The organism is Burkholderia sp. AU30198, from assembly GCF_020419825.1.
GTDB lineage: Bacteria > Pseudomonadota > Gammaproteobacteria > Burkholderiales > Burkholderiaceae > Burkholderia.
This window is the reverse complement of record NZ_JAIZSA010000017.1, coordinates 196,357-214,958: the sequence shown is the minus strand read 5'-3', so window position 1 is coordinate 214,958 and position 18,602 is coordinate 196,357. Positions and strand designations below refer to the sequence as shown.

Below are 18,602 nucleotides of genomic sequence, written 5' to 3'. Positions count from 1 at the left end.
GGGGACTAGATCCCCTTGAAGGGTCGTTCGAGACCAGGACGTTGATAGGTCAGGTGTGTAAGCGCAGTAATGCGTTCAGCTAACTGATACTAATTGCCCGTAAGGCTTGATCCTATAACAAGTCTGTTTCGCGCTACAGAGCGCGTCGGACGGGTTGGATTCTCGTGTGTGATACACACAACTCAAAATTACTGCTTCTTCCAAGATTGGTTGTGCTGCGAAGTCAGCACAACAACCCTCTTTGCCTGATGACCATAGCGAGTCGGTCCCACCCCTTCCCATCCCGAACAGGACCGTGAAACGACTCTACGCCGATGATAGTGCGGATTCCCGTGTGAAAGTAGGTAATCGTCAGGCTCCTTAAGCCAGAAACCCCCGCCCGAAAGGCGGGGGTTTTTGCATTTCAGCGGCGGAAATGCAGTGGTACGTATCTCGATCGCATTCCCCGTTCAACATCGGCAATCCGCGTGCATCTCGCCGCGATCTGCCGAGCGCGCTCCCGTCGATATCTCGCCATTTCCTGCCTGTTGCGACAGCTGATGAAGAAACTCGTGCCGCTTCTGTTTTGCTTCTCGTTGCTGGGATGTGCCGCCCAGCAACAACAGGAATCGGGCTGTGTTCGAGCACCGTTCCATGCCAAATTCCAGGACGCGGATGGCGATGTCGGCCCGTTCGCCAACATGAAGTTCTCGATGATTCGCGCTTCCGACGGCGTCGTGGTCTACCAGGGGACAACCGACGAGCAGGGGCGTGCCGATTGGGCCGATGCATGTCGAGGCGAACAGTACAGGCTCCGCCAAGACGGACTTCTGGGCGAATGACGCAAACGGAGTCTATCGTCGCCGATATTTGGCTCAATATTCATTTTCTTCGTCGAATCGCACGCGCCGGCCATCGCCGCGCCGGATCGAGTCTATGCGCATAAAGTAATTTCCACTCCACTTGCGCCCAAAGCGAAGCACCGGCGCTTCGCGGTAATATCGCCACTCGCCCCGGCCGCGCGCATGTGAGTGGCCGGCGTCTCCCGCCTCTCCACCGACTGCATCGTTCATGACAGCCCGCTCTGCCCAAGGTGATCGGACGACCGACTTCTTGCCGTATCTCGTCGCCGCGACCTTCTTCATGGAGTACCTCGACACGACCGTAATCGCGACTGCGCTGCCACAGATGGCGAACTCGTTCGGCGTCGGGCCGAACGCGCTGAGCCTCGGGATGACGGCCTACATGCTCGCGCTCGCGGTATTCATCCCGATCAGCGGCTGGATCGCAGACCGATACGGCTCGCGCACGGTGTTCGGCAGCGCGATCGTCATCTTTACCGGTGCGTCGGTACTGTGCGGGCTGTCCAATGGCGTGGTGGCGTTCACGGCCGCGCGGCTGCTGCAGGGCGTCGGCGGGGCGATGATGGTGCCGGTCGGGCGAATGATCGTCGTGCGCAGTACGGAGAAGGCGAAGCTGATGCGAGCGATCGCGACGATCACGTGGCCCGGCATCGTTGCGCCGGTCGTCGGGCCGCCGATCGGCGGTTTCATCACGACCTATGCATCGTGGCGGTGGATCTTCCTGCTGAACGTGCCGTTCGGCATCGCCGCGCTGGTCTGCACGTGGCTGCTCGTCCGCAACACGCGCGCCGACGAGCAACGGCCGCTCGACTGGGTCGGCTTCGTGCTCGCGGGCGGTGCGTTGACGTGTCTGTTGATCGGCACCGAAACGGCCGGCCAGCAGGATGCGCAGTTTGCCCGTGCGGGCTTGCTCGTGGGCGCCAGCATGCTGTTCGGCATCGCGGCCTGGCTGCATGCGCGACGGTGCGAACACCCGCTGCTCGACTTCACGACGCTGAAGGTGCCGACGTTCTCGGTCACGGTGGTCACCGGCTCGGTCACGCGCATGGCGATCAATGCCGTGCCGTACCTGCTGCCGCTGCTGTTCCAGATCGGCTTTGGACTGTCGCCGTTCCAGTCGGGCCTGTTGCTGCTCGCCAGTGCGCTCGGCAACCTCGGCATGAAGGCAGGCACGTCGTGGATACTCGACCGCTTCGGCTTCCGGCGCGTCGCGCTCGTCGACGTGACGATCGTCGGCTTCTTCACGATCGCGTGTGGCTGGCTGACCGCGTCGACGCCGCTGGCGATCACGCTGCTTGTCGTGTTCGTCTACGGATTGACGCGGTCGATGCAGTTCACGACGCTTGCGACATTGGCCTATGCGGATATCCCCGCCCAGCAGACGAGTGCCGCCAGCACGCTGTGGAGCGCGGCACAACAGATGACGATCGGGATGGGTATCGCGTTCGGCGCGCTGTCGCTGCGGGTGGCGGCGTTGGCGCGCGGCGATGCAACGGGCGTTCACTACGTGCTTGACGATTTCCGCTGGGCATTCATCGCCGCGGGCGTACTCGCGTTGCTGACGTTGCCGGGTTACGCACGGCTGGCGGCCAACGCGGGCGATCGGCTGCGAGCGGGCATGGCGCGCGGGTAAGTCGGCTCGGCGCTCACATTTGCGCGGCGGTCGGTGCGGGTTTTCGTTTTCGCTCGCTCACCTAAGGGCAAGGTGCGATTCGGCCGATATGCGATTTTCGCGACGATGCCGGTGTGATGCGGGAACTTCTGCGCATTTCCTGCACTAATCTGCCGCCGAGCCGCCGAGCCGCCGAGCCGCCGAGCCGCCGAGCCGCCGAGCCGCCGAGCCGCCGAGCCGCCGAGCCGCCGAGCCGCCGAGCCGCCGAGCCGAATCGCTCCTCCCCATGCGAGGCGATAGAAGTCACTGCGCGTCGTGAAAGATGATGCCGACCGTATGACGATGACCGGCCCGGACGCGGCTCACGCCGTGGCGCAGGTTGACGCGATAGACGCCGCGCGTGCCCTGCACCGGTCTGCCGTGGACTGCGAAAATCACCGCGTCGCCCTGTGTCAGCGGCACCACGTCCGCGCGCGATTGCATGCGTGGCCGCTGTTCCGTCAGGACGAACTCCCCGCCCGTGAAATCGCGCCCCGGCGCCGACAGCAGGATGGCGACCTGGAGCGGGAACACGTGCTCGCCATAGAGATCCTGATGGAGGCAGTTGTAGTCGTCCGGGCCGTATTGCAGGATCAGCGGGGTCGGCCGTGTCTGTCCCGCCGCGTGGCAACGATCGAGGAAGCTCGCATGGTCGTCGGGATACCGGGTGTCGATGCCGAGCGCCTGGTTCCAGCGATTTGCGATCGGCGTGAGGTGCGGATAGATCGTTGCACGCAACTCGGCAATGAGCGGAGGCAGCGGATAGGCGAAATACTTGTATTCGCCGCGCCCGAAGCCATGTCGCGCCATGACGACGCGCGATCGGTAAAGCCCGTCATCCGGATACCGCGACGCAAGCGCATCGCATTCGTGCGCTGACAGCAGGCCCGGCACGCGCGCGCATCCATGGTGATCCAGTTCGGCAGCGACGGCTGCCCAGTCGAGCGCGTCCATCCGTTGTGCGATGTCGGCGGATTCGACTGCGGGCTGCGGATCGGTACGAGGCACCGACTGGCTTCGCTGTGCGGCAGGTGGCATGAAAAGAGGCAGCGAAGCGGTGTCCGGTGGCGTTGCGCGCATGATGGGATCCACGATGAGAGTCGATGGCCCCAGTCTAATGTCGCACGAATGCCGATGCGCTCCAGATCTTGCGCTTCAATTCGGATGGACGGGGAAGCGCGCGTGGCGCGAAGAAGCCAGGTGGTGCGACACCGGCCCATGCGACGCGCGGTGTAGCGGAGCAGGGGAGCCGGGGAGCCGGGGAGCCGGGGAGCCGGGGAGCCGGGGAACAGGGGAACAGGGGAACAGGGGAACAGGGGAACAGGGGAACAGGGGAACAGGGGAACAGGGGAGCCGGGCGCGCTTCAGCGGAAAGGCGAGGGTCGAATCTGCACGAGGCGACGCGACCGGCTTTCACCGGCCGCCGTCGCCGCTCGCTCAGGCCACCGACCGGAACAACCAGTAGAGCCCGCCGGCAAGCACGATCGACGCCGGCAGCGTCAGCACCCACGCCAGCACGAGGCTGCGCACCGTGCCCCATTGCAGCCCGGAGCCGTTCGCCGCCATCGTGCCCGCAACGCCCGACGACAGCACGTGTGTCGTCGACACGGGCAATCCGTACACGTCGGCCGCGCCGATCGTGAGCATCGCGACGAGTTCGGCCGACGCCCCCTGTCCGTACGTCAGATGCTGCTTGCCGATTTTCTCGCCGACGGTCACGACGATCCGCTTCCAGCCGACCATCGTGCCGAGGCCCAGTGCGATTGCGACCGCAACCTTCACCCACGTCGGAATGAACTTGGTCGCGTGATCGAGCTGCTTGCGATAGTTGTCGATCGCGAGCTTGTCGTCGGCGGCGAATGCGGGTTGCCCGGATTTCTCGATCAGGCGGATCGCTTCGGATACCAGATACATCGTGTTGCGCACGTTGTCGATGTCGCGTTGCGGCACGGCGGCCATCGAGCCCGACGCGCCGACCGCGGTCGCGAGCGACGTGGACAATTGCTGAACGGCGGGGATCACGGCCGGCGTCAGCTCGCGATGCTGGACGTAACGCTCGACGTCGGCGCGCGGGTTCGCGGACGGTGCGACGCCGTTCGTGTACTTCCCGAACGTCGCGGCGGCCTGGTTCGCGACCGCAACGAACGTCTGCGTCTCGGCCGGCGTGACGGCCTTGTTCAGCGCATAGGCGGTCGGCACCGTGCCGATCAGGATCAGCATGATGAGGCCCATCCCTTTCTGCCCGTCGTTCGAGCCGTGCGCGAACGACACGCCCGTGCAGGTCAGGATCAGCAGGCAGCGAATCCAGAACGGCGGCGGCTGGTCCTTCGGCGGCTCCTTGTACAGCTCCGGAATCCGCACGAGGGCTTTCAGCACGAGCAGCAGCAGCGCCGCACAGAGGAAGCCGACGATCGGCGAGAACAGCAGCGACTTGCCGACGCCGAGCGCCTGGCCCCAGTCGACGCCGCTCGTGCCGGACGGCCCGTGCATCAGCTGGTTCATCAGCCCGACGCCGATGATCGACCCGATCAGCGTATGCGAGCTCGACGACGGCAACCCGAAATACCAGGTCGCGAGGTTCCACACGATCGCGGCGATCAGCAACGCGAACACCATCGCGAAGCCCGCACCGCTGCCGACCTGCAGGATCAGCTCGACCGGCAGCAGTTGCAGGATGCCGAACGCAACGGCGCCGCTCGAGATCATCACGCCGAGAAAGTTCCACAGGCCGGACCAGATCACCGCGACGTTCGGCGTCAGCGAGTGCGTATAGATCACGGTCGCGACCGCGTTCGCGGTGTCGTGGAAGCCGTTGACGAATTCGAAGCCGAGCGCGATCAGCAGTGCGGCGCCGAGCATCAGGTACGGGAACAGCGACCCTTCGCGCATCGGCGACAGATCGTCGATCAGGTGCGTGGCGATATAGACCGCGCCGATCGCGAGCACCAGCAGGAAGACGGCATAGCCGAGCTGCCTGGTGCGCTCGACGGAACCCGGACTGTTCGGGGCAGACGAAGCAGGTTGATTCATGACGGTATCTCGTAAGGGAACCGCGACCGATCCTAGCTTCGGCTAGCAGTCAGTTTGATGACAGCAGGGATGACGAACGGCGGGGCTTGCAGCGATGTAAGGTGGACATCGCCATGCGATTGCGATACGAGACAACACGTCGGCGGGCGTCGTGGCCCATATCGCGAACGCAACACGGCAGGAGGCTATGCACCAGTGTCGCGCGGATCGCCTTCCGCGATCAACAACCAGCCGTGCGGCGACGCAGCGAATGTCGTGCACGATAGCGGCGCCACGTCGATGCGGGTTGCTGCGCCGGAATCGATCCGCAGCGCATGCGCGACGGCCGCGCGCACGATCGGCGCATGCGTGATGGCGACGATGTCTCGACCGCGTTGCAGCGCGTTCAACCACGCGCCGACGCGGCGCATGGCTGCATCGAACGATTCGCCGCCGTGCGGCGACGCCAACGGATCGCCGATCCACGCGCCCAGTTCGTCAGGCCAGTCGCGCGCGAGGTCGTGTAGCCGCTTGCCGCGCCAGCTTCGGTAGTCGATGTCGCGCAGTGCGTCGTCGATGTCGGCGTGCAGGCCGAGCGCATCGGCGGTCTGCACCGCGCAGCGGGCCGGGCTGCACAGCACGAGCGAGCCGGCGACGTCCGTCCACCGGTCGCGCAGCGCCGCGGCGTCGGCGAGCCCGTGCGCGTCGAGCGGGTCGTCGTCGGGAAACGTGCCGGTGCGCATCGCCCGGGTCGATGCGTGTGCAATCAGGCGCAGCGAGGCATGCATGTTCATGGAGGTTTTCGGGGGAGCCGGGACGGGCGCGTTCGTCCACTTTTCGCCGCTTCAATACGCGAACGTTCGCGCGTACAATTCGCCCGATACGAAACGCGGAAGCCGGTGCAATTCCGGCGCGGTCGCGCCACTGTAACCGGTGATCCATGATCCCGGAAGCCAGACCTGCCTTCGTACCCATCCATCATTTGCCGGGGCGCGATTCCCCTGAGGTGCATCCATGAGCGAAGCAGTGCTGAAGCCGGCGGTCGTGCCGGCGCCCATCCCCGTCCGTGAACTGTTGCCGTGGGCCGTGTTCGTCGGCCTGATCCTGTTGCTCGCCCTCTATTTCGTCGGCGCGGAACAAGGCGCAACGTCGCTCGTGCCGGGCATGTACGTGCACGAATTCGTCCACGACGGCCGCCATCTGCTCGGCTTCCCCTGCCACTGACGCGGAGTTCATGATGGTCGGAAAGCTGCTCATGCGCGGGATGCTCGCAGGCATCGCCGCAGGCCTCCTCACGTTCGGTTTCGCGAAAATCGTCGGCGAACCGCAAGTCGATCAGGCGATCTCCTTCGAAGAAAAACTCGACGCCGCCAAGGGCGACGCGCCGGAACCCGAGCTGGTGAGCCGCCACACGCAGGCCGGCTTCGGCCTGCTGACGGGCGTCGTGACCTATGGCGCGGCGTTCGGCGGGCTGTTCTCGCTGGTCTTTGCGTATGCGTATGGCCGAGGCAGCCGTCTCCCGGCACGGCCGCTGGCCGCCTGGCTCGCACTGGCGGCGTTCATCGCGCTCGTGATCGTGCCGAACATCAAGTACCCGGCCAATCCGCCGTCGGTTGGAGACCCCGACACGATCGGCTATCGCACGGGGCTGTTCTTCCTGATGATCGCGATCTCGATCGCGACGATGGTGTTCTCGGTCAGCGTGCGCCGCCATCTGCTGGCGAAGCTCGGGCAATGGAACGCGTCGATCGTCGCGGGGCTCGTGTTCATCGCGATCATCGCGGCCGTGCAGCTCGGGTTGCCGTCGATCAACGAAGTGCCGGCTGCCTTCCCGGCCGTCGTGCTGTGGAAGTTCCGCGCCGCGGCGATCGGCATGCAGGTGATCATGTGGACGACGATCGGCCTGCTGTTCGGCGCATGGGTCGAGCGCGGCGAACGTATCGGCATGCGCGCCGCCTGACGCGCATTGCAACGGGGCGTGCCTAGCGCAGCATGCGCGGCGCGCTCCACGTCGATTCGCGCGCCAGCGCGACGAACGCGGCCAGGTAGTCGATCGACGCATCCGCCTCGCGGATGCCGAGGAAGATCTGCTTCGCGATCCCCTTCTTGCCGAGCTTGACCGGCACGACCGGCATCCGGTCGGCATATTCGTCGGCCAGCCATCGCGGCAGCGCAGCCACGCCGCGCCCGCTCGCCACCATCTGCAACATGATGTCGGTCGTCTCGATCGACTTGTGCCGCTTCGGCACGATGCCGGCCGGCGTCAGGAACTGGTTGTAGATGTCGAGCCGGTCGGTTTCGACCGGATAGGTGATCAGGATTTCGTCGGTCAGCTGCTCGGGCGTCACGTAATCGGCGTTGGCGAAACGGTGTGCGTCCGCGACCACCAGCACCTGCTCGTAGTCGAACACGGGGTCGAAGCGCAGCCCCGGCTTGTTCAGCGGATCGGGCGTCACGAGCACGTCGATGTCGTAGCCGAACAGCGCGCCGATCCCGCCGAACTGGAAGCGCTGCTTTACGTCGACGTCGACGTCGGGCCAGCGCGACAGGTACGGCGACACGACCTTCAGCAGCCACTGGTAGCACGGGTGGCATTCCATCCCGATACGCAGCGTGCCGCGCTCGCCCTTCGCGTACTGCTTCATTCGCTCCTCGGCCAGCTCGAACTGCGGCAGCAGCCGGTTCGCGAGCTTCAGCAGATACTGCCCGCCCTGCGTCAGCCGCAGGCCGCGCCCCTCGCGATCCCAGATCGGCGTGCCGAGCTGCTGCTCGATTTTCCGGACGGTATGGCTGAGCGCCGATTGCGTGACGTGCAGCGCATTGGCGGCTGCGGTCAGCGAGCCCTGGCGCTCGACTTCACGAATGACGACGAGATGGAATCGTTCCAGCATGGTTATCGCTCATCCTGCATTTTCATGAATAACTTTAATGGATGAATGAAATAATGCCATTTTATTTCATGGTTTGAAATCCCTATCATGGTTGCCGGACCTTCACTACTTCTGGACGGCAGCGCCATGGCGACGACACACAATCTCGGTTTCCCGCGCATCGGCGCCAAGCGCGAACTCAAGTTCGGCCTCGAACGCTACTGGAAGGGCGAATCGTCGCGCGATGAACTGAAGGCGCTCGGCGCGCAACTGCGCGAGCGTCACTGGCGCGACCAGCGCGACCTCGATCTCGCTCCGATCGGCGACTTCGCGTTCTACGACCAGGTGCTCGACATGAGCTTCACGCTCGGCAACCTGCCGAAGCGCGTGCAGGGCTTCCACGGCGATGCGCTCGACAACTATTTCCGCGTGGCGCGCGGCCGTTCTGCGCAGTCGGCGGAAGAGCATGCCGCGTGTTGCGGCGGCGTCGCGGCCGGCGAAATGACGAAGTGGTTCGACACGAACTATCACTACATCGTCCCGGAATTCCACGCCGACACGAACTTCTCGCTCGATCCGTCGCGCCTGCTGCAGCAACTCGCCGAAGCGAACGCGCAGCGCGTGAAGGCGAAGCCGGTGATCATCGGCCCCGTCACGTACCTGTGGCTCGGCAAGGCGAAGGACGACTCGGATCGCCTCGCGCTGCTGCAGAAGCTGCTGCCGGTGTACGGCGCGTTGCTCGACACGCTGACCGCACAAGGCGTCGAATGGGTGCAGATCGACGAACCCATCCTCGTCACCGAGCTCGACGCCGAATGGCAGCAAGCATTCAAGACCGCGTATGCCGCACTCGAAACGCGCCGGATCAAGGTGCTGCTCGCGACGTACTTCGGCCAGCTGCAGGGCAACCTGGCGCTCGCCGCGTCGCTGCCGGTTGACGGCCTGCACATCGATGCGATCAACGCCCGTGACGAAATCGACGCGCTGGTGCGCGAACTGCCGGCCGAGCGCGTGCTGTCGGTCGGTGCGATCAACGGCCGCAACATCTGGAAGACGGACCTGAACACCGCGCTCGACTGGCTCGAGCCGCTGTCGAAGCAACTGGGCGACCGTCTGTGGCTCGCACCGTCGTGCTCGCTGCTGCATGTGCCGGTCGACCTCGCGAGCGAAGCGAAGCTAGACGCCGAGATCCGTTCGTGGCTCGCGTTCGCGCTGCAGAAGCTCGACGAACTGAAGGTGCTTGCGACCGCGCTGAACCAGGGCCGCGACAAGGTGGCCGATGCGCTGGCCGCGAACGCCGCCGCGATCCAGTCGCGCCGCCATTCGCCGCGCGTGAACCACCCGGCGGTGAAGGCTGCGATCGCCCGGATCGACGCGCAGCTCGGCAACCGCGTGAGCCCCTATACGCAGCGAGCGCCGAAGCAGTCGGCCCGCCTGAACCTGCCGGCGTTCCCGACGACGACGATCGGCTCGTTCCCGCAGACCGGCGAGATCCGCCAGGCCCGCAGCCAGTTCAAGGCCGGTGCGCTGGATGAAGCGGGCTACCGCGCGGCGATGCAGGCTGAAATCGAACGCAGCGTGCGCGAGCAGGAAGCGCTGGAACTCGACGTGCTCGTGCACGGCGAAGCCGAGCGTAACGACATGGTCGAATACTTCGGCGAGCAGCTCGACGGCTACGCGTTCAGCCAGTTCGGCTGGGTGCAGTCGTACGGTTCGCGCTGCGTGAAGCCGCCGATCCTGTTCGGCGACATCAGCCGTCCGAAGGCAATGACCGTCGAGTGGATCACGTATGCGCAGTCGCTGACGAACAAGCCGATGAAGGGAATGCTGACCGGCCCGGTGACGATCCTGAACTGGTCGTTCGTGCGCGACGACCAGCCGCGCTCGGTGTCGTGCTACCAGCTCGCGCTGGCGATCCGCGAGGAAGTGCTCGATCTCGAGAAGGCCGGTGTGGGCGTGATCCAGATCGACGAGGCCGCGCTGCGCGAAGGGCTCCCGCTGCGCCGTGCGCAGTGGGGCGAATACCTGAAGTGGGCGGTCGAGTCGTTCCGCATCACCGCGAACGGCGTGCGGGACGACACGCAGATCCACACGCACATGTGCTATTCGGAGTTCAACGATATCATCGCGTCGATCGCCGACATGGACGCGGACGTGATCACGATCGAGACGTCGCGCTCGGACATGGAGCTGCTCGACGCGTTCGACAACTTCAAGTATCCGAACGAGATCGGGCCGGGCGTGTACGACATCCACTCGCCGAACATCCCGACGCAGGATCACATCGTCGGCCTGATGAAGAAGGCGGCTGAACGGATTCCGGCGCAACGCCTGTGGGTGAACCCGGACTGCGGCCTGAAGACGCGCCAGTGGGCGGAAGTGATTCCGGCGCTGACGAACATGGTCGCCGCCGCGAAGACGCTGCGCAACCAGGTGCAGTAGCGCGCGAATGCTGCGTGCCTGCTGTCCGGATCGATGATCCGGCGGCGGGTGTCGCACCGATCGAGATCGTCCCGGGCAGGCGCCGGGACGGGGCGCGTCCACTGTGTTTTGGGGGATCCCATCCCTGCCATGTTCGAACGTAACCGCTACGCGTTTGACCAGCCCGATCCGGAACTGGTCGATGCCATCCAGAAGGAAAACCGTCGCCAGGAAGATCACATCGAGCTGATCGCGTCGGAAAATTACACGAGCCCGGCCGTGATGGCCGCACAGGGCTCGTAACTCACGAACAAATACGCGGTAGGTTTTCCGGGCAAGCGCTACGACGGCGGCTGCGAATACGTGGACGTCGTCGAGCAGCTGGCGATCGAGCGTGTGCGTGCGCAGGTCGCCGAGCTGACCAAACGTTTCCCGGTGTATTCGTGGCAGCACGCTGAGGAGGACAAGGTGAGAAATGTGGAAAACGATGCGACCGAACGGCTGCTGAAGTCGCTCGACGACGACAGCGACGATTGTGGGGCGATGTACGAAGAGGTCGGCCGTGCGGTGGTGGAGCGGCTGCGGCGGACCGATCGGGACGCGTTGCGTACCATTGCCCGCGCGTGGGTTGAATGCGATGAAGCGCAAGCTGCGTTGCTCGACCTGGATTTTTATTCCATGGAGCTTGGCGCGGCAAAGGAACGTGGGGAGATCGCCGACGCCGTGCTGCGCAATGTGGTCCGGAAAGTCGTCTTCAAGGAATCGACATGATGACGATCGCGACGACGGGTTCGCGCATGCGCGCGGGATGGAGCACGAAAACGAGCCCGAGCCCGAGCGCGGCGTGCGCTGCACGATGTGCTTCGACATGCGTTTCGAGCGCGCCGCGTGCTATCCGGGGTTGATGTCCCGGGAATACAACCGGCACAAGGGCGGCGGCTCGGCACGCATGATCGAGATCAGCAAGCGCGACACGTTTTATCAGCAGGAGTACTGCGGATGTGTGTATTCGCTGCGCGATACCAACCTGCAGCGCAAGGCGAACGGTCGCGAACCGATCGGGATCGGCACGATGTATGACACGAAGGACGCGCCGGAAGGCGGCAATCAAGAAAGCTGACGATTGCCGCTTGCTACGTCACATGTCCCGGTGTCCGTGCGTGCCGGGCAGTGCGTCAGGGGCCGGCGTTGCCGCGATCACCTGGCGCTCATGGTCCAGATCGAGCGAGCGGGACAGTAGCCAGTACACGGCCCCCGCGACGACCAGGCCGACGAGCCAGGCGATATCCACGCCACCGAGCAGGCGTGCGAACGGGCCGACGAAGATCTCGCGGTTCGCCTCGGCATCGACGATCGAGAAGAACGGCACCATCGCCGCGAAGCCGACCAGGTACGCGACGATGCCGCGCGGCTGCCAGGCGCCATACAGGCCGCCCGGCGTGAAGAAATGCGCGATCGCATAGTGGCCGCGTCGTACGAAGAAATAGTCGACGAGGTTCACCGCGGTCCACGGCACGAGGAAGTAGAGCATCAGCGTCAGGAACGTTTGCAGCAGCGCGATGCCGTTGCCGCGGATCGCGAACACGCACGTGAGCACGAACGTGCTGATCGCGACGATCGATGCGACGCGCGCGCGGCGCGTCGGCCGGATCGGCACGATCGAGTCGATACCGGTCAGCACGGTCAGCATCGCGCTGTATGCGTTGAGCGCGATGATTGGCAGGAAGCCGACGAGCGAAACGATCGCGATCAGCTTGCCGAGGCCCGGCACAAGCGACGTGCCGACGTCGTTCATCGCGACCAGCGCGTCCGCCGCGTGCAGCTTCTGCGCGAGCCACGCACCGAGCCCGATCATCCAGGTGCCCGACAGCGAGGCACCGGCGAAGATCACCGCGATCAGCTTCGCGCGGCTGGTGTGTTTCGGCAGATAGCGCGAATAGTCGGACACGTAGGGTGCATACGAAATGTTGTAGCTGGCGGCGATCGCAAACTGCGTGGCGAACCCGATCCAGTTGAAGCCAGGTGCGACGGCGGGGGCCGTGGCCGCGACACCCGATGCAGGCGCCGCGTGACCGAACGCGAGCGCGAGCGTGACGAGCCCATAGAGCGGCAGCGTCGCGATCAGTGCCCACGTGAAGGTCCGGTGCATCAGGTCGTGCCCGTAGATCGCGAGCAGCGCACCGGTCGCGACGGCCGTGATCGCGACGAAACCGCCGTCGATCCCGAACACGTTGTGCACGCCGTCGACCATCAGCGACACGTTGACGACATTGAAGCCGACGAACACGAACAGCGTCGCGAGCAGCGCGACGATCACGCCGCGATAGCCGAACTGCGCACGAGACTGGATCATCTGCGGCAGCCCCATCTCGGGGCCCTGCGAGCCGTGAAACGCCATGAAGATCGTGCCGAACATGATCCCGAGCGCGCCCGCGAGCGTCGTCCAGACGGCGGACAGGCCCATACCGGGCCCGACGAAGCCGATCGAGATCGTGAAGAAATGGAAGTTGCCGAGGAACCAGAACGGCCCCTGGCTCGCGAGCTTGGCGTGGCGTTCGTGTTCCGGAATGTAGTCGATCGAGTGGTGCTCGATCGCCAGGCCGGCCGATTCGGTGCGGCCGAGATCGAGCGTGTCGGGGCGGTTCATGGCGGTCGTGTCTCCTGGGTCGCACGCGATTCGGCAAGGCGACCGCGTGCGCCCGCCTGCCGCGACGCCGTCGAGGCAGGCGATGAATGTGGGGTGAGGCAGGCGGTGCGGCGCACCGCCGGGCTGCCTAATGAAAAACGGGCAGGCGAGGTTGCCTGCCCGTCGCGGGACGTTACGCGGTGCGCGCGCCGCGCGGCAGCGGCACTTCTTCCTTCCGGCTCGGCGCGCCCGCGTCGTCGATGCTCACACGCCGCGAGATCAGCCACACGCACAGCGACGACAGGAGCGCGGCGCTCGTGTACTGGAGCGCGAGCGGCCACCATTGCGGCGCGGTGTTCTGCGCGATGATGGTCGCGACGAGCGGCGTGAGGCCGCCGGCGAGCGCGCCGCACACCTGGTACGCGATCGAGATCGCCGTGTAGCGGATGCGTGCGACGAAGATGCCGCTGACGAAGCCGGCGACCACCGAGTAGTAGCCCGATTCCGCGAGCGTCGCGAGGCCGACGCCGACCGTGATCGACAGCGGCGTGCCCATGTGCACGAGCGGCAGCATCAGGAACGGGACGATCGCGGCCCATGCGCCGGTGATCAGCAGCACGCGCGTGGTGCCGAAGCGCTGCGCGAGGAATGCGGCCACGAGCTGCACGACGAACTGCAGCACTGCGACGATCGTCATGCAATGCAGCACCATCGACCGGTCGAGCGACAGGAACTGCGTCGCGTAGCTGATCATGAAGATGTTGCTGAAATACACGCCGGCGATGCCATACACGTTCGCGCCGATCGCGAGCAGCAGCAGCGGCCAGTACTTGAGTGCTTCGCGCAGCGGCTTTTGCGCGATGTTGCCGCTCTTCTTGACCTCCTCGAACTCGGGCGATTCCGACACGCTCGCACGGATCACGAAGCCGACGATCAGCAGTACGGAACTCGCGAGGAACGGCACGCGCCAGCCCCAGCTCATCATGTCTTCCTTCGACAGCGTGCTGATCGCGCCGAACGCGAGCATCGACAGGATCAGGCCGCTCGCGCTGCCGAGCTGCGCGAACGATGCGAAGAACGTGCGTTTGCCTTCCGGCGCATGCTCGCCGGCGAGCAGCACCGCGCCGCCCCATTCGCCGCCGACCGCGATGCCCTGCAGCACGCGCATCAGCACGAGCAGGACCGGTGCGATCACGCCGGCCTGCGCGTGGGTCGGCAGCAGGCCGATCGCGACCGTCGACACCGCCATCAGCATCAGCGTCGCGAGCAGCGAGCGCTTGCGGCCGAAGCGGTCGCCGAGGTAGCCGAACATCACGCCGCCGAGCGGACGCGCGAAGAAGCCGACCGCGAACGAGCCGAACGACGCGAGCAGGCTGATGAAGCGGTTTTCGCCGGGGAAGAACAGCGGCCCGAATACGATGGCGGCGGCGGTCGCGTAGCTATAGAAGTCGTACCACTCGATCGTGGTGCCGACGAACGACGCGAGCGCCGCCCGCTTGGGTTGCTTGACGGAAGTCCCCATCTTGATATGTGCTCCTCTGGAATCCTTTGATTTGGAATAAGTGTCGGCGCGGGGTCAGTCGCGGTACGAGACGCCCGGCAGCACGCACAGCAGCTCGTACGCGAGGTTCGCGCCGAGCAGCGCCGTGGTGCCGAACGGGTCGTACGGCGGCGCGACTTCGACGAGATCGCAGCCGACGATGTTCAGCCCCTTCGCGCCGCGGATGATCTCGAGCGCCTGCGGCACCGTGAGGCCCGCGATTTCCGGCGTGCCGGTGCCCGGCGCGTAGGCCGGATCGATGCCGTCGATGTCGAAGCTGATGTAGACGGGCGTATCGCCGACGCGCGCGCGCACCTCTTCCATCAGCGGCGCGAGCGACTTGTTCCAGCATTCCTCGGCCTGGACGACGCGGAAGCCCTGTTCGCGGCACCAGTCGAAATCCTCGGCGGCGTAACCGGTGCCGCGCAGGCCGATCTGCGTGACCTTGTCGCCGTGCAGCAGGCCTTCCTCGACCGCGCGGCGGAACGGCGTGCCGTGCGCGATCTTTTCGCCCATCATCGTGTCGTTCACGTCGGCGTGTGCATCGACGTGGATCAATGCAACCTTGCCGTGCTTGCGGTGGATCGCGCGCAGGATCGGCAGCGCGATCGTATGGTCGCCGCCGAGCGTGATCGGCTTGCAGTCGTGCTCGAGGATCGCGTCGTACGCGGCTTCGATGCGTGCGATGGAATCGTGCAGGTTGTACGGATTGATCGCGACGTCGCCGATGTCGGCGATCTGCAGCGAATCGAACGGTGCGGCACGCGTAGCCATGTTGTACGGGCGCAGCAACACGGATTCGGTGCGGATCTGGCGCGGGCCGAAGCGCGCGCCGGTGCGGTTGGAGGTGCCGAGATCGAACGGCACGCCGACGAAACAGGCGTCGAGGCCTTCGGCGCTCGCCACGTGCGGCAGGCGCATCATCGTCGCGATGCCGCCGCAGCGCGGCATTTCATTGCCGCCGAGCGGCTGGAAATGGGTGTGGTCGTTCATGGCTGTCTCTTCCGATGTGGGGTTGCCGTATCATGCGACGCGGCTTGGCGCACAGTTTTACGCGCTCCGCCGGGAAAGAAGAATGCGAAGATATCGACGTAAACATCGATTTTCATCGATGTATGGAAGGGGATGAGCGTGCTGGGGAATCTGTCGACCCTCGATCTGCGGTTGATCCGCGTATTTCTCGCGGTCACGGACGCGGGCGGCGTATCGGCCGCGCAGGCCGTGCTGAACGTCGGGCAGTCGACGATCAGCGCGCAGCTGTCGTCGCTCGAGACGCGGCTCGGCTACCGGCTCTGCGAGCGCGGCCGCAGCGGCTTCCGGCTCACGCCGAAGGGCGAGCGGTTCCATGCGATGAGCCGCAAGCTGCTCGCCGCACTCGACGAATTCGGGATGGCCGCGCGGCATATGGACCGCCAACTGGTCGGCACGCTGCACATCGGCCTGATCGGCCATACGCCGGTGAGCCAGAACGCGCGGATCGCCGAGGCGATCGCCGCGTTCCGCACCCGCGACGAGGCCGTGCGCTTCTCGATCTCCGTGCGCGCGCCGGGCGATCTCGAGGAGAAGCTGCTGAGCGACGAGATCCAGATCGCGGTCGGTTACTTCTGGCACCGGGTGCCGTCGCTGCACTACACGCCGCTGTTCATCGAGCGCCAGGTCGCGTACTGCGGCCGCGGCCATCCGCTGTTCGACGGCGCCGGCGCGCTGACGCCGGCCGACGTCGCGGGCTTCGAATGGGCGTGGCGCTCGTATCCGCTGCCCGAAGCGCAGATGTCGACAACGCCCGACCGCGTGACCGCGACCGCCGACAACATGGAGGCCGTCGCGCTGCTGATCCTGTCCGGCCACCACCTCGGCTACCTGCCGCAGCACTTCGCGGCGCCGTATGTCGCGCAGGGGCTGCTCACGCCGCTCAATCCGGAGCAACTGCGCTACGACGTGACGTTCCACATGGTCGTCGCGCGCAACGGGCGCGGCAATCCGCTCGTGGAAGCGTTTCTCGAGGATCTCGAACGCGCGCACCAGCCGCCCGACATCGCGTAGGCCGCTGGCCTCAACAATGTGAACGAGTGTTGCGGGGGCGCGGCCCGATGCGGCCCACATCGATTGGCGTCGAAGTGACGAATCGGGTGCCCGGTTCGGCGTGGGTGCGCCATCCGCCTGCCGGCATCACGGCACCGGCAACCCCGCGTCATGCTTGACCTCGCGCAGTGACAGCGCCGATTCGATCGACGTGACGCCCGGCAGCATCCGCAACGATTCGCGCACGAACGTGCCGTAGTCGTCGAGATCGCGCGCCACGATCTGCAGCAGATAGTCGGCCGTGCCCGCCACGTTGTGGCACGCCAGGATCCGCTCGATGCCGAGCACTTCCCGTTCGAAGCGGTCGGCGGTCTTGCGATCGTGCGTCGCGAACCGCACGAGCACGAACGCAACGACGCCGAAACCGAGCGCCTGGCGTGACAACTGCGCGCGGTAGCGCTCGATGTAGCCGTCGTTTTCGAGGCGCTTCAGGCGCCGCGCGCAGGGCGTCTCGGAGAGGCCCACGGAATCGGCGAGGCGCGCGATCGGCAGGCGGCCATCGCGCTGCACTGCGGCGAGGATTGCGCGGTCGGTTTTGTCGAGTTCGGTCATGTTGGCGGAATCCTTGTCTGGATTTCTTGATTGTGGCGGATTCCCCTAAGGATCGCCAATCCTGAACCAAAGATGGCCAATAATCCCTCGCACTCTGGCGGCAACATATCGTCGTAAGAGGACAGGGGCAGACCATGATTTCCACGCATTTGCTGTTGATTTATCTCGCCGCGCTGGCGGCCATCTATGCGGTGCCGGGGCCGGACATGGCGCTGGTGTTGCAGACCAGCATTGGCCGCGGCGTGCGGCCGGGGATGGCGGCGGCCGCCGGGCTGTCGCTCGCGCGCACCGCGCACGTGACGCTGTCCGCCTGCGGCGTCGCCGCGCTGATCCGCAGCGCGCCGTGGCTGTACGAAGTGATCCGCTACGGCGGCGCGCTCTATCTCGCCTATGTCGCGATCCAGGTGTTTCGTTCACCCGTGTTCGCGCTTGGCGATGGTGACGCGGCGGCCACCGCAGGCGAGCTGCGCCAGTCGTTCGTGAAGGGCCTGCTCACCAACCTGCTGAACCCGAAGGCGCTGCTGTTCTGCTCGGTGCTGCTGCCGCAGTTCGTGCGCCCCGAGGCCGGGCCGGTCGTGTTGCAGATGTTCGAGCTGGGCGCGCTGCTGGTGGCGGCCGGCGTGTGCTTCGACCTCGCGTGCGTGTTCGGCGCGTCGCGGATCGCTGCGTGGATGCGTGCGCATCCGCTCGCGCAGACGGTGCAGCGCTGGACGTTTTCCGCCGCACTGATCGGCTTCGCGCTGCGCCTGTCGATGGATTGAGTACCGAGGCGGCGACGCGCCGGCGCAGGTCGCGCGGCGCGTCGCGCGTCGCCGTACCGGATGAAGGCCGTGCGCAACGCCGGCCCGCGCGTGCGCCCCGTCGCAGAAGAGCGTGCGCGCAAATCGTCTGACTGTTCTAAACTCCCTGTTACTTCGCGCTGCTGCGAACCCGACCGACCGAACGGAACCGTCTCCCGCCGGCCCTGTCCGATTTCCTGGTTGTTCCGTGCAACGCGGTACCAAGGAGG

At 65.6% G+C, this 18,602-nt stretch carries 16 protein-coding genes, 2 rRNA genes, 2 pseudogenes and 1 riboswitch; of the genes and pseudogenes, 11 read left to right on the top strand and 9 right to left on the bottom strand.

The genetic code is table 11. The annotated features are described in order from the left end of the window. From LGN19_RS30825 to LGN19_RS30815, 3 genes are all read left to right on the top strand, one after another. Nucleotides 1–114: ribosomal RNA gene (locus LGN19_RS30825) — 23S ribosomal RNA — on the top strand; the annotation flags it as partial. 130 nt (nt 115–244) lie between these two features. Then, nucleotides 245–357, top strand: a 5S ribosomal RNA gene (rrf, locus tag LGN19_RS30820). A 182-nt stretch (nt 358–539) separates the two neighbouring features. Further along, nucleotides 540–821, top strand: coding sequence for a hypothetical protein (locus LGN19_RS30815; protein WP_226218942.1), 282 nt, complete (start codon nt 540–542; stop codon nt 819–821). Nucleotides 822–854: 33 nt separating this feature from the next. On the opposite strand, the gene LGN19_RS30810 is transcribed toward LGN19_RS30815, so the two are convergent. Then, nucleotides 855–1,052, bottom strand: a complete 198-nt coding sequence (locus tag LGN19_RS30810; RefSeq protein WP_226218940.1) for a hypothetical protein — start codon at nt 1,050–1,052, stop codon at nt 855–857. Between LGN19_RS30810 and LGN19_RS30805 the strand changes: the two genes are divergently transcribed. Further along, on the top strand, nt 1,051–2,475 hold the full coding sequence (locus tag LGN19_RS30805; protein ID WP_174963636.1) for a DHA2 family efflux MFS transporter permease subunit: 1,425 nt from the start codon (nt 1,051–1,053) through the stop codon (nt 2,473–2,475). The genes LGN19_RS30810 and LGN19_RS30805 overlap by 2 nt on opposite strands. Nucleotides 2,476–2,757: 282 nt before the next feature. Here the strand turns inward: LGN19_RS30805 and LGN19_RS30800 are convergent, their stop codons facing one another. From LGN19_RS30800 to LGN19_RS30790, 3 genes are all read right to left on the bottom strand, one after another. Then, on the bottom strand, nt 2,758–3,531 hold the full coding sequence (locus LGN19_RS30800) for a 2OG-Fe(II) oxygenase (protein WP_264173251.1): 774 nt from the start codon (nt 3,529–3,531) through the stop codon (nt 2,758–2,760). A 399-nt stretch (nt 3,532–3,930) separates the two neighbouring features. Continuing rightward, complete coding sequence (locus LGN19_RS30795; RefSeq protein WP_226218936.1) at nt 3,931–5,523, bottom strand: inorganic phosphate transporter; 1,593 nt, start codon at nt 5,521–5,523, stop codon at nt 3,931–3,933. Between the two features lie 185 nt (nt 5,524–5,708). Beyond that, nucleotides 5,709–6,296 carry a histidine phosphatase family protein gene (locus tag LGN19_RS30790; protein ID WP_226218934.1) on the bottom strand — a complete coding sequence of 196 codons (588 nt, stop codon included), beginning with the start codon at nt 6,294–6,296 and terminating at the stop codon, nt 5,709–5,711. 45 nt (nt 6,297–6,341) lie between these two features. Beyond that, nucleotides 6,342–6,484, top strand: a riboswitch (cobalamin riboswitch). Between the two features lie 32 nt (nt 6,485–6,516). Here LGN19_RS30790 and LGN19_RS30785 point away from each other — a divergent pair. Together LGN19_RS30785 and LGN19_RS30780 are read left to right on the top strand one after the other, a co-directional pair. Further along, nucleotides 6,517–6,726 carry a CbtB domain-containing protein gene (locus LGN19_RS30785; RefSeq protein WP_006488502.1) on the top strand — a complete coding sequence of 70 codons (210 nt, stop codon included), beginning with the start codon at nt 6,517–6,519 and terminating at the stop codon, nt 6,724–6,726. Nucleotides 6,727–6,739: 13 nt separating this feature from the next. Further along, entirely contained in the window at nt 6,740–7,462 is a 723-nt protein-coding gene (locus tag LGN19_RS30780; RefSeq protein ID WP_122948049.1) for a CbtA family protein, read from the top strand. 22 nt (nt 7,463–7,484) lie between these two features. Here the strand turns inward: LGN19_RS30780 and LGN19_RS30775 are convergent, their stop codons facing one another. Further along, on the bottom strand, nt 7,485–8,393 hold the full coding sequence (locus LGN19_RS30775) for a LysR family transcriptional regulator (RefSeq protein WP_174976925.1): 909 nt from the start codon (nt 8,391–8,393) through the stop codon (nt 7,485–7,487). Nucleotides 8,394–8,519: 126 nt separating this feature from the next. On the opposite strand from LGN19_RS30775, the gene metE reads away from it, so the two are divergent. The 3 genes and pseudogenes from metE to LGN19_RS30760 form a co-directional block, all read left to right on the top strand. Next, a complete protein-coding gene (gene metE / locus LGN19_RS30770; protein ID WP_226218932.1) occupies nt 8,520–10,814 on the top strand; it encodes a 5-methyltetrahydropteroyltriglutamate--homocysteine S-methyltransferase in 2,295 nt (764 codons plus the stop codon). Between the two features lie 129 nt (nt 10,815–10,943). Then, nucleotides 10,944–11,198, top strand: a pseudogene (gene glyA, locus LGN19_RS30765) (serine hydroxymethyltransferase); the annotation flags it as partial. A gap of 364 nt (nt 11,199–11,562) precedes the next feature. After that, a pseudogene (locus tag LGN19_RS30760) lies at nt 11,563–11,913 on the top strand (epoxyqueuosine reductase QueH); the annotation flags it as partial. 18 nt (nt 11,914–11,931) lie between these two features. Here LGN19_RS30760 and LGN19_RS30755 read toward each other — a convergent pair. From LGN19_RS30755 to speB, 3 genes are all read right to left on the bottom strand, one after another. Then, entirely contained in the window at nt 11,932–13,440 is a 1,509-nt protein-coding gene (locus tag LGN19_RS30755; RefSeq protein WP_226218930.1) for a purine-cytosine permease family protein, read from the bottom strand. 172 nt (nt 13,441–13,612) lie between these two features. Then, nucleotides 13,613–14,941 carry an MFS transporter gene (locus LGN19_RS30750; RefSeq protein ID WP_226218928.1) on the bottom strand — a complete coding sequence of 443 codons (1,329 nt, stop codon included), beginning with the start codon at nt 14,939–14,941 and terminating at the stop codon, nt 13,613–13,615. A 54-nt stretch (nt 14,942–14,995) separates the two neighbouring features. Next, a complete protein-coding gene (gene speB / locus LGN19_RS30745) occupies nt 14,996–15,952 on the bottom strand; it encodes an agmatinase (protein ID WP_122948043.1) in 957 nt (318 codons plus the stop codon). A 138-nt stretch (nt 15,953–16,090) separates the two neighbouring features. On the opposite strand from speB, the gene LGN19_RS30740 reads away from it, so the two are divergent. After that, nucleotides 16,091–17,002 carry a LysR family transcriptional regulator gene (locus LGN19_RS30740; RefSeq protein ID WP_043181461.1) on the top strand — a complete coding sequence of 304 codons (912 nt, stop codon included), beginning with the start codon at nt 16,091–16,093 and terminating at the stop codon, nt 17,000–17,002. Between the two features lie 126 nt (nt 17,003–17,128). Here the strand turns inward: LGN19_RS30740 and LGN19_RS30735 are convergent, their stop codons facing one another. Continuing rightward, nucleotides 17,129–17,593, bottom strand: a complete 465-nt coding sequence (locus tag LGN19_RS30735; RefSeq protein ID WP_226218926.1) for an Lrp/AsnC family transcriptional regulator — start codon at nt 17,591–17,593, stop codon at nt 17,129–17,131. A 134-nt stretch (nt 17,594–17,727) separates the two neighbouring features. Here LGN19_RS30735 and LGN19_RS30730 point away from each other — a divergent pair, with 134 nt between their 5' ends. After that, nucleotides 17,728–18,354 (top strand): LysE family translocator, encoded by a 627-nt coding sequence (locus LGN19_RS30730; RefSeq protein ID WP_027790530.1) that lies wholly within the window; start codon nt 17,728–17,730, stop codon nt 18,352–18,354. The last annotated feature ends 248 nt before the right edge of the window (nt 18,355–18,602 follow it).

Coding starts and splice junctions, on each gene's coding strand:
- LGN19_RS30750 (WP_226218928.1), bottom strand. CDS start 14,941: ATGGGGACTTCCGTCAAGCAACCCAAGCGGGCGGCGCTCGCGTCGTTC.
- LGN19_RS30775 (WP_174976925.1), bottom strand. CDS start 8,393: ATGCTGGAACGATTCCATCTCGTCGTCATTCGTGAAGTCGAGCGCCAG.
- LGN19_RS30735 (WP_226218926.1), bottom strand. CDS start 17,593: ATGACCGAACTCGACAAAACCGACCGCGCAATCCTCGCCGCAGTGCAG.
- speB (WP_122948043.1), bottom strand. CDS start 15,952: ATGAACGACCACACCCATTTCCAGCCGCTCGGCGGCAATGAAATGCCG.
- LGN19_RS30800 (WP_264173251.1), bottom strand. CDS start 3,531: ATGCCACCTGCCGCACAGCGAAGCCAGTCGGTGCCTCGTACCGATCCG.
- LGN19_RS30805 (WP_174963636.1), top strand. CDS start 1,051: ATGACAGCCCGCTCTGCCCAAGGTGATCGGACGACCGACTTCTTGCCG.
- metE (WP_226218932.1), top strand. CDS start 8,520: ATGGCGACGACACACAATCTCGGTTTCCCGCGCATCGGCGCCAAGCGC.
- LGN19_RS30755 (WP_226218930.1), bottom strand. CDS start 13,440: ATGAACCGCCCCGACACGCTCGATCTCGGCCGCACCGAATCGGCCGGC.
- LGN19_RS30785 (WP_006488502.1), top strand. CDS start 6,517: ATGAGCGAAGCAGTGCTGAAGCCGGCGGTCGTGCCGGCGCCCATCCCC.
- LGN19_RS30810 (WP_226218940.1), bottom strand. CDS start 1,052: ATGAACGATGCAGTCGGTGGAGAGGCGGGAGACGCCGGCCACTCACAT.
- LGN19_RS30730 (WP_027790530.1), top strand. CDS start 17,728: ATGATTTCCACGCATTTGCTGTTGATTTATCTCGCCGCGCTGGCGGCC.
- LGN19_RS30790 (WP_226218934.1), bottom strand. CDS start 6,296: ATGAACATGCATGCCTCGCTGCGCCTGATTGCACACGCATCGACCCGG.
- LGN19_RS30795 (WP_226218936.1), bottom strand. CDS start 5,523: ATGAATCAACCTGCTTCGTCTGCCCCGAACAGTCCGGGTTCCGTCGAG.
- LGN19_RS30815 (WP_226218942.1), top strand. CDS start 540: ATGAAGAAACTCGTGCCGCTTCTGTTTTGCTTCTCGTTGCTGGGATGT.
- LGN19_RS30780 (WP_122948049.1), top strand. CDS start 6,740: ATGGTCGGAAAGCTGCTCATGCGCGGGATGCTCGCAGGCATCGCCGCA.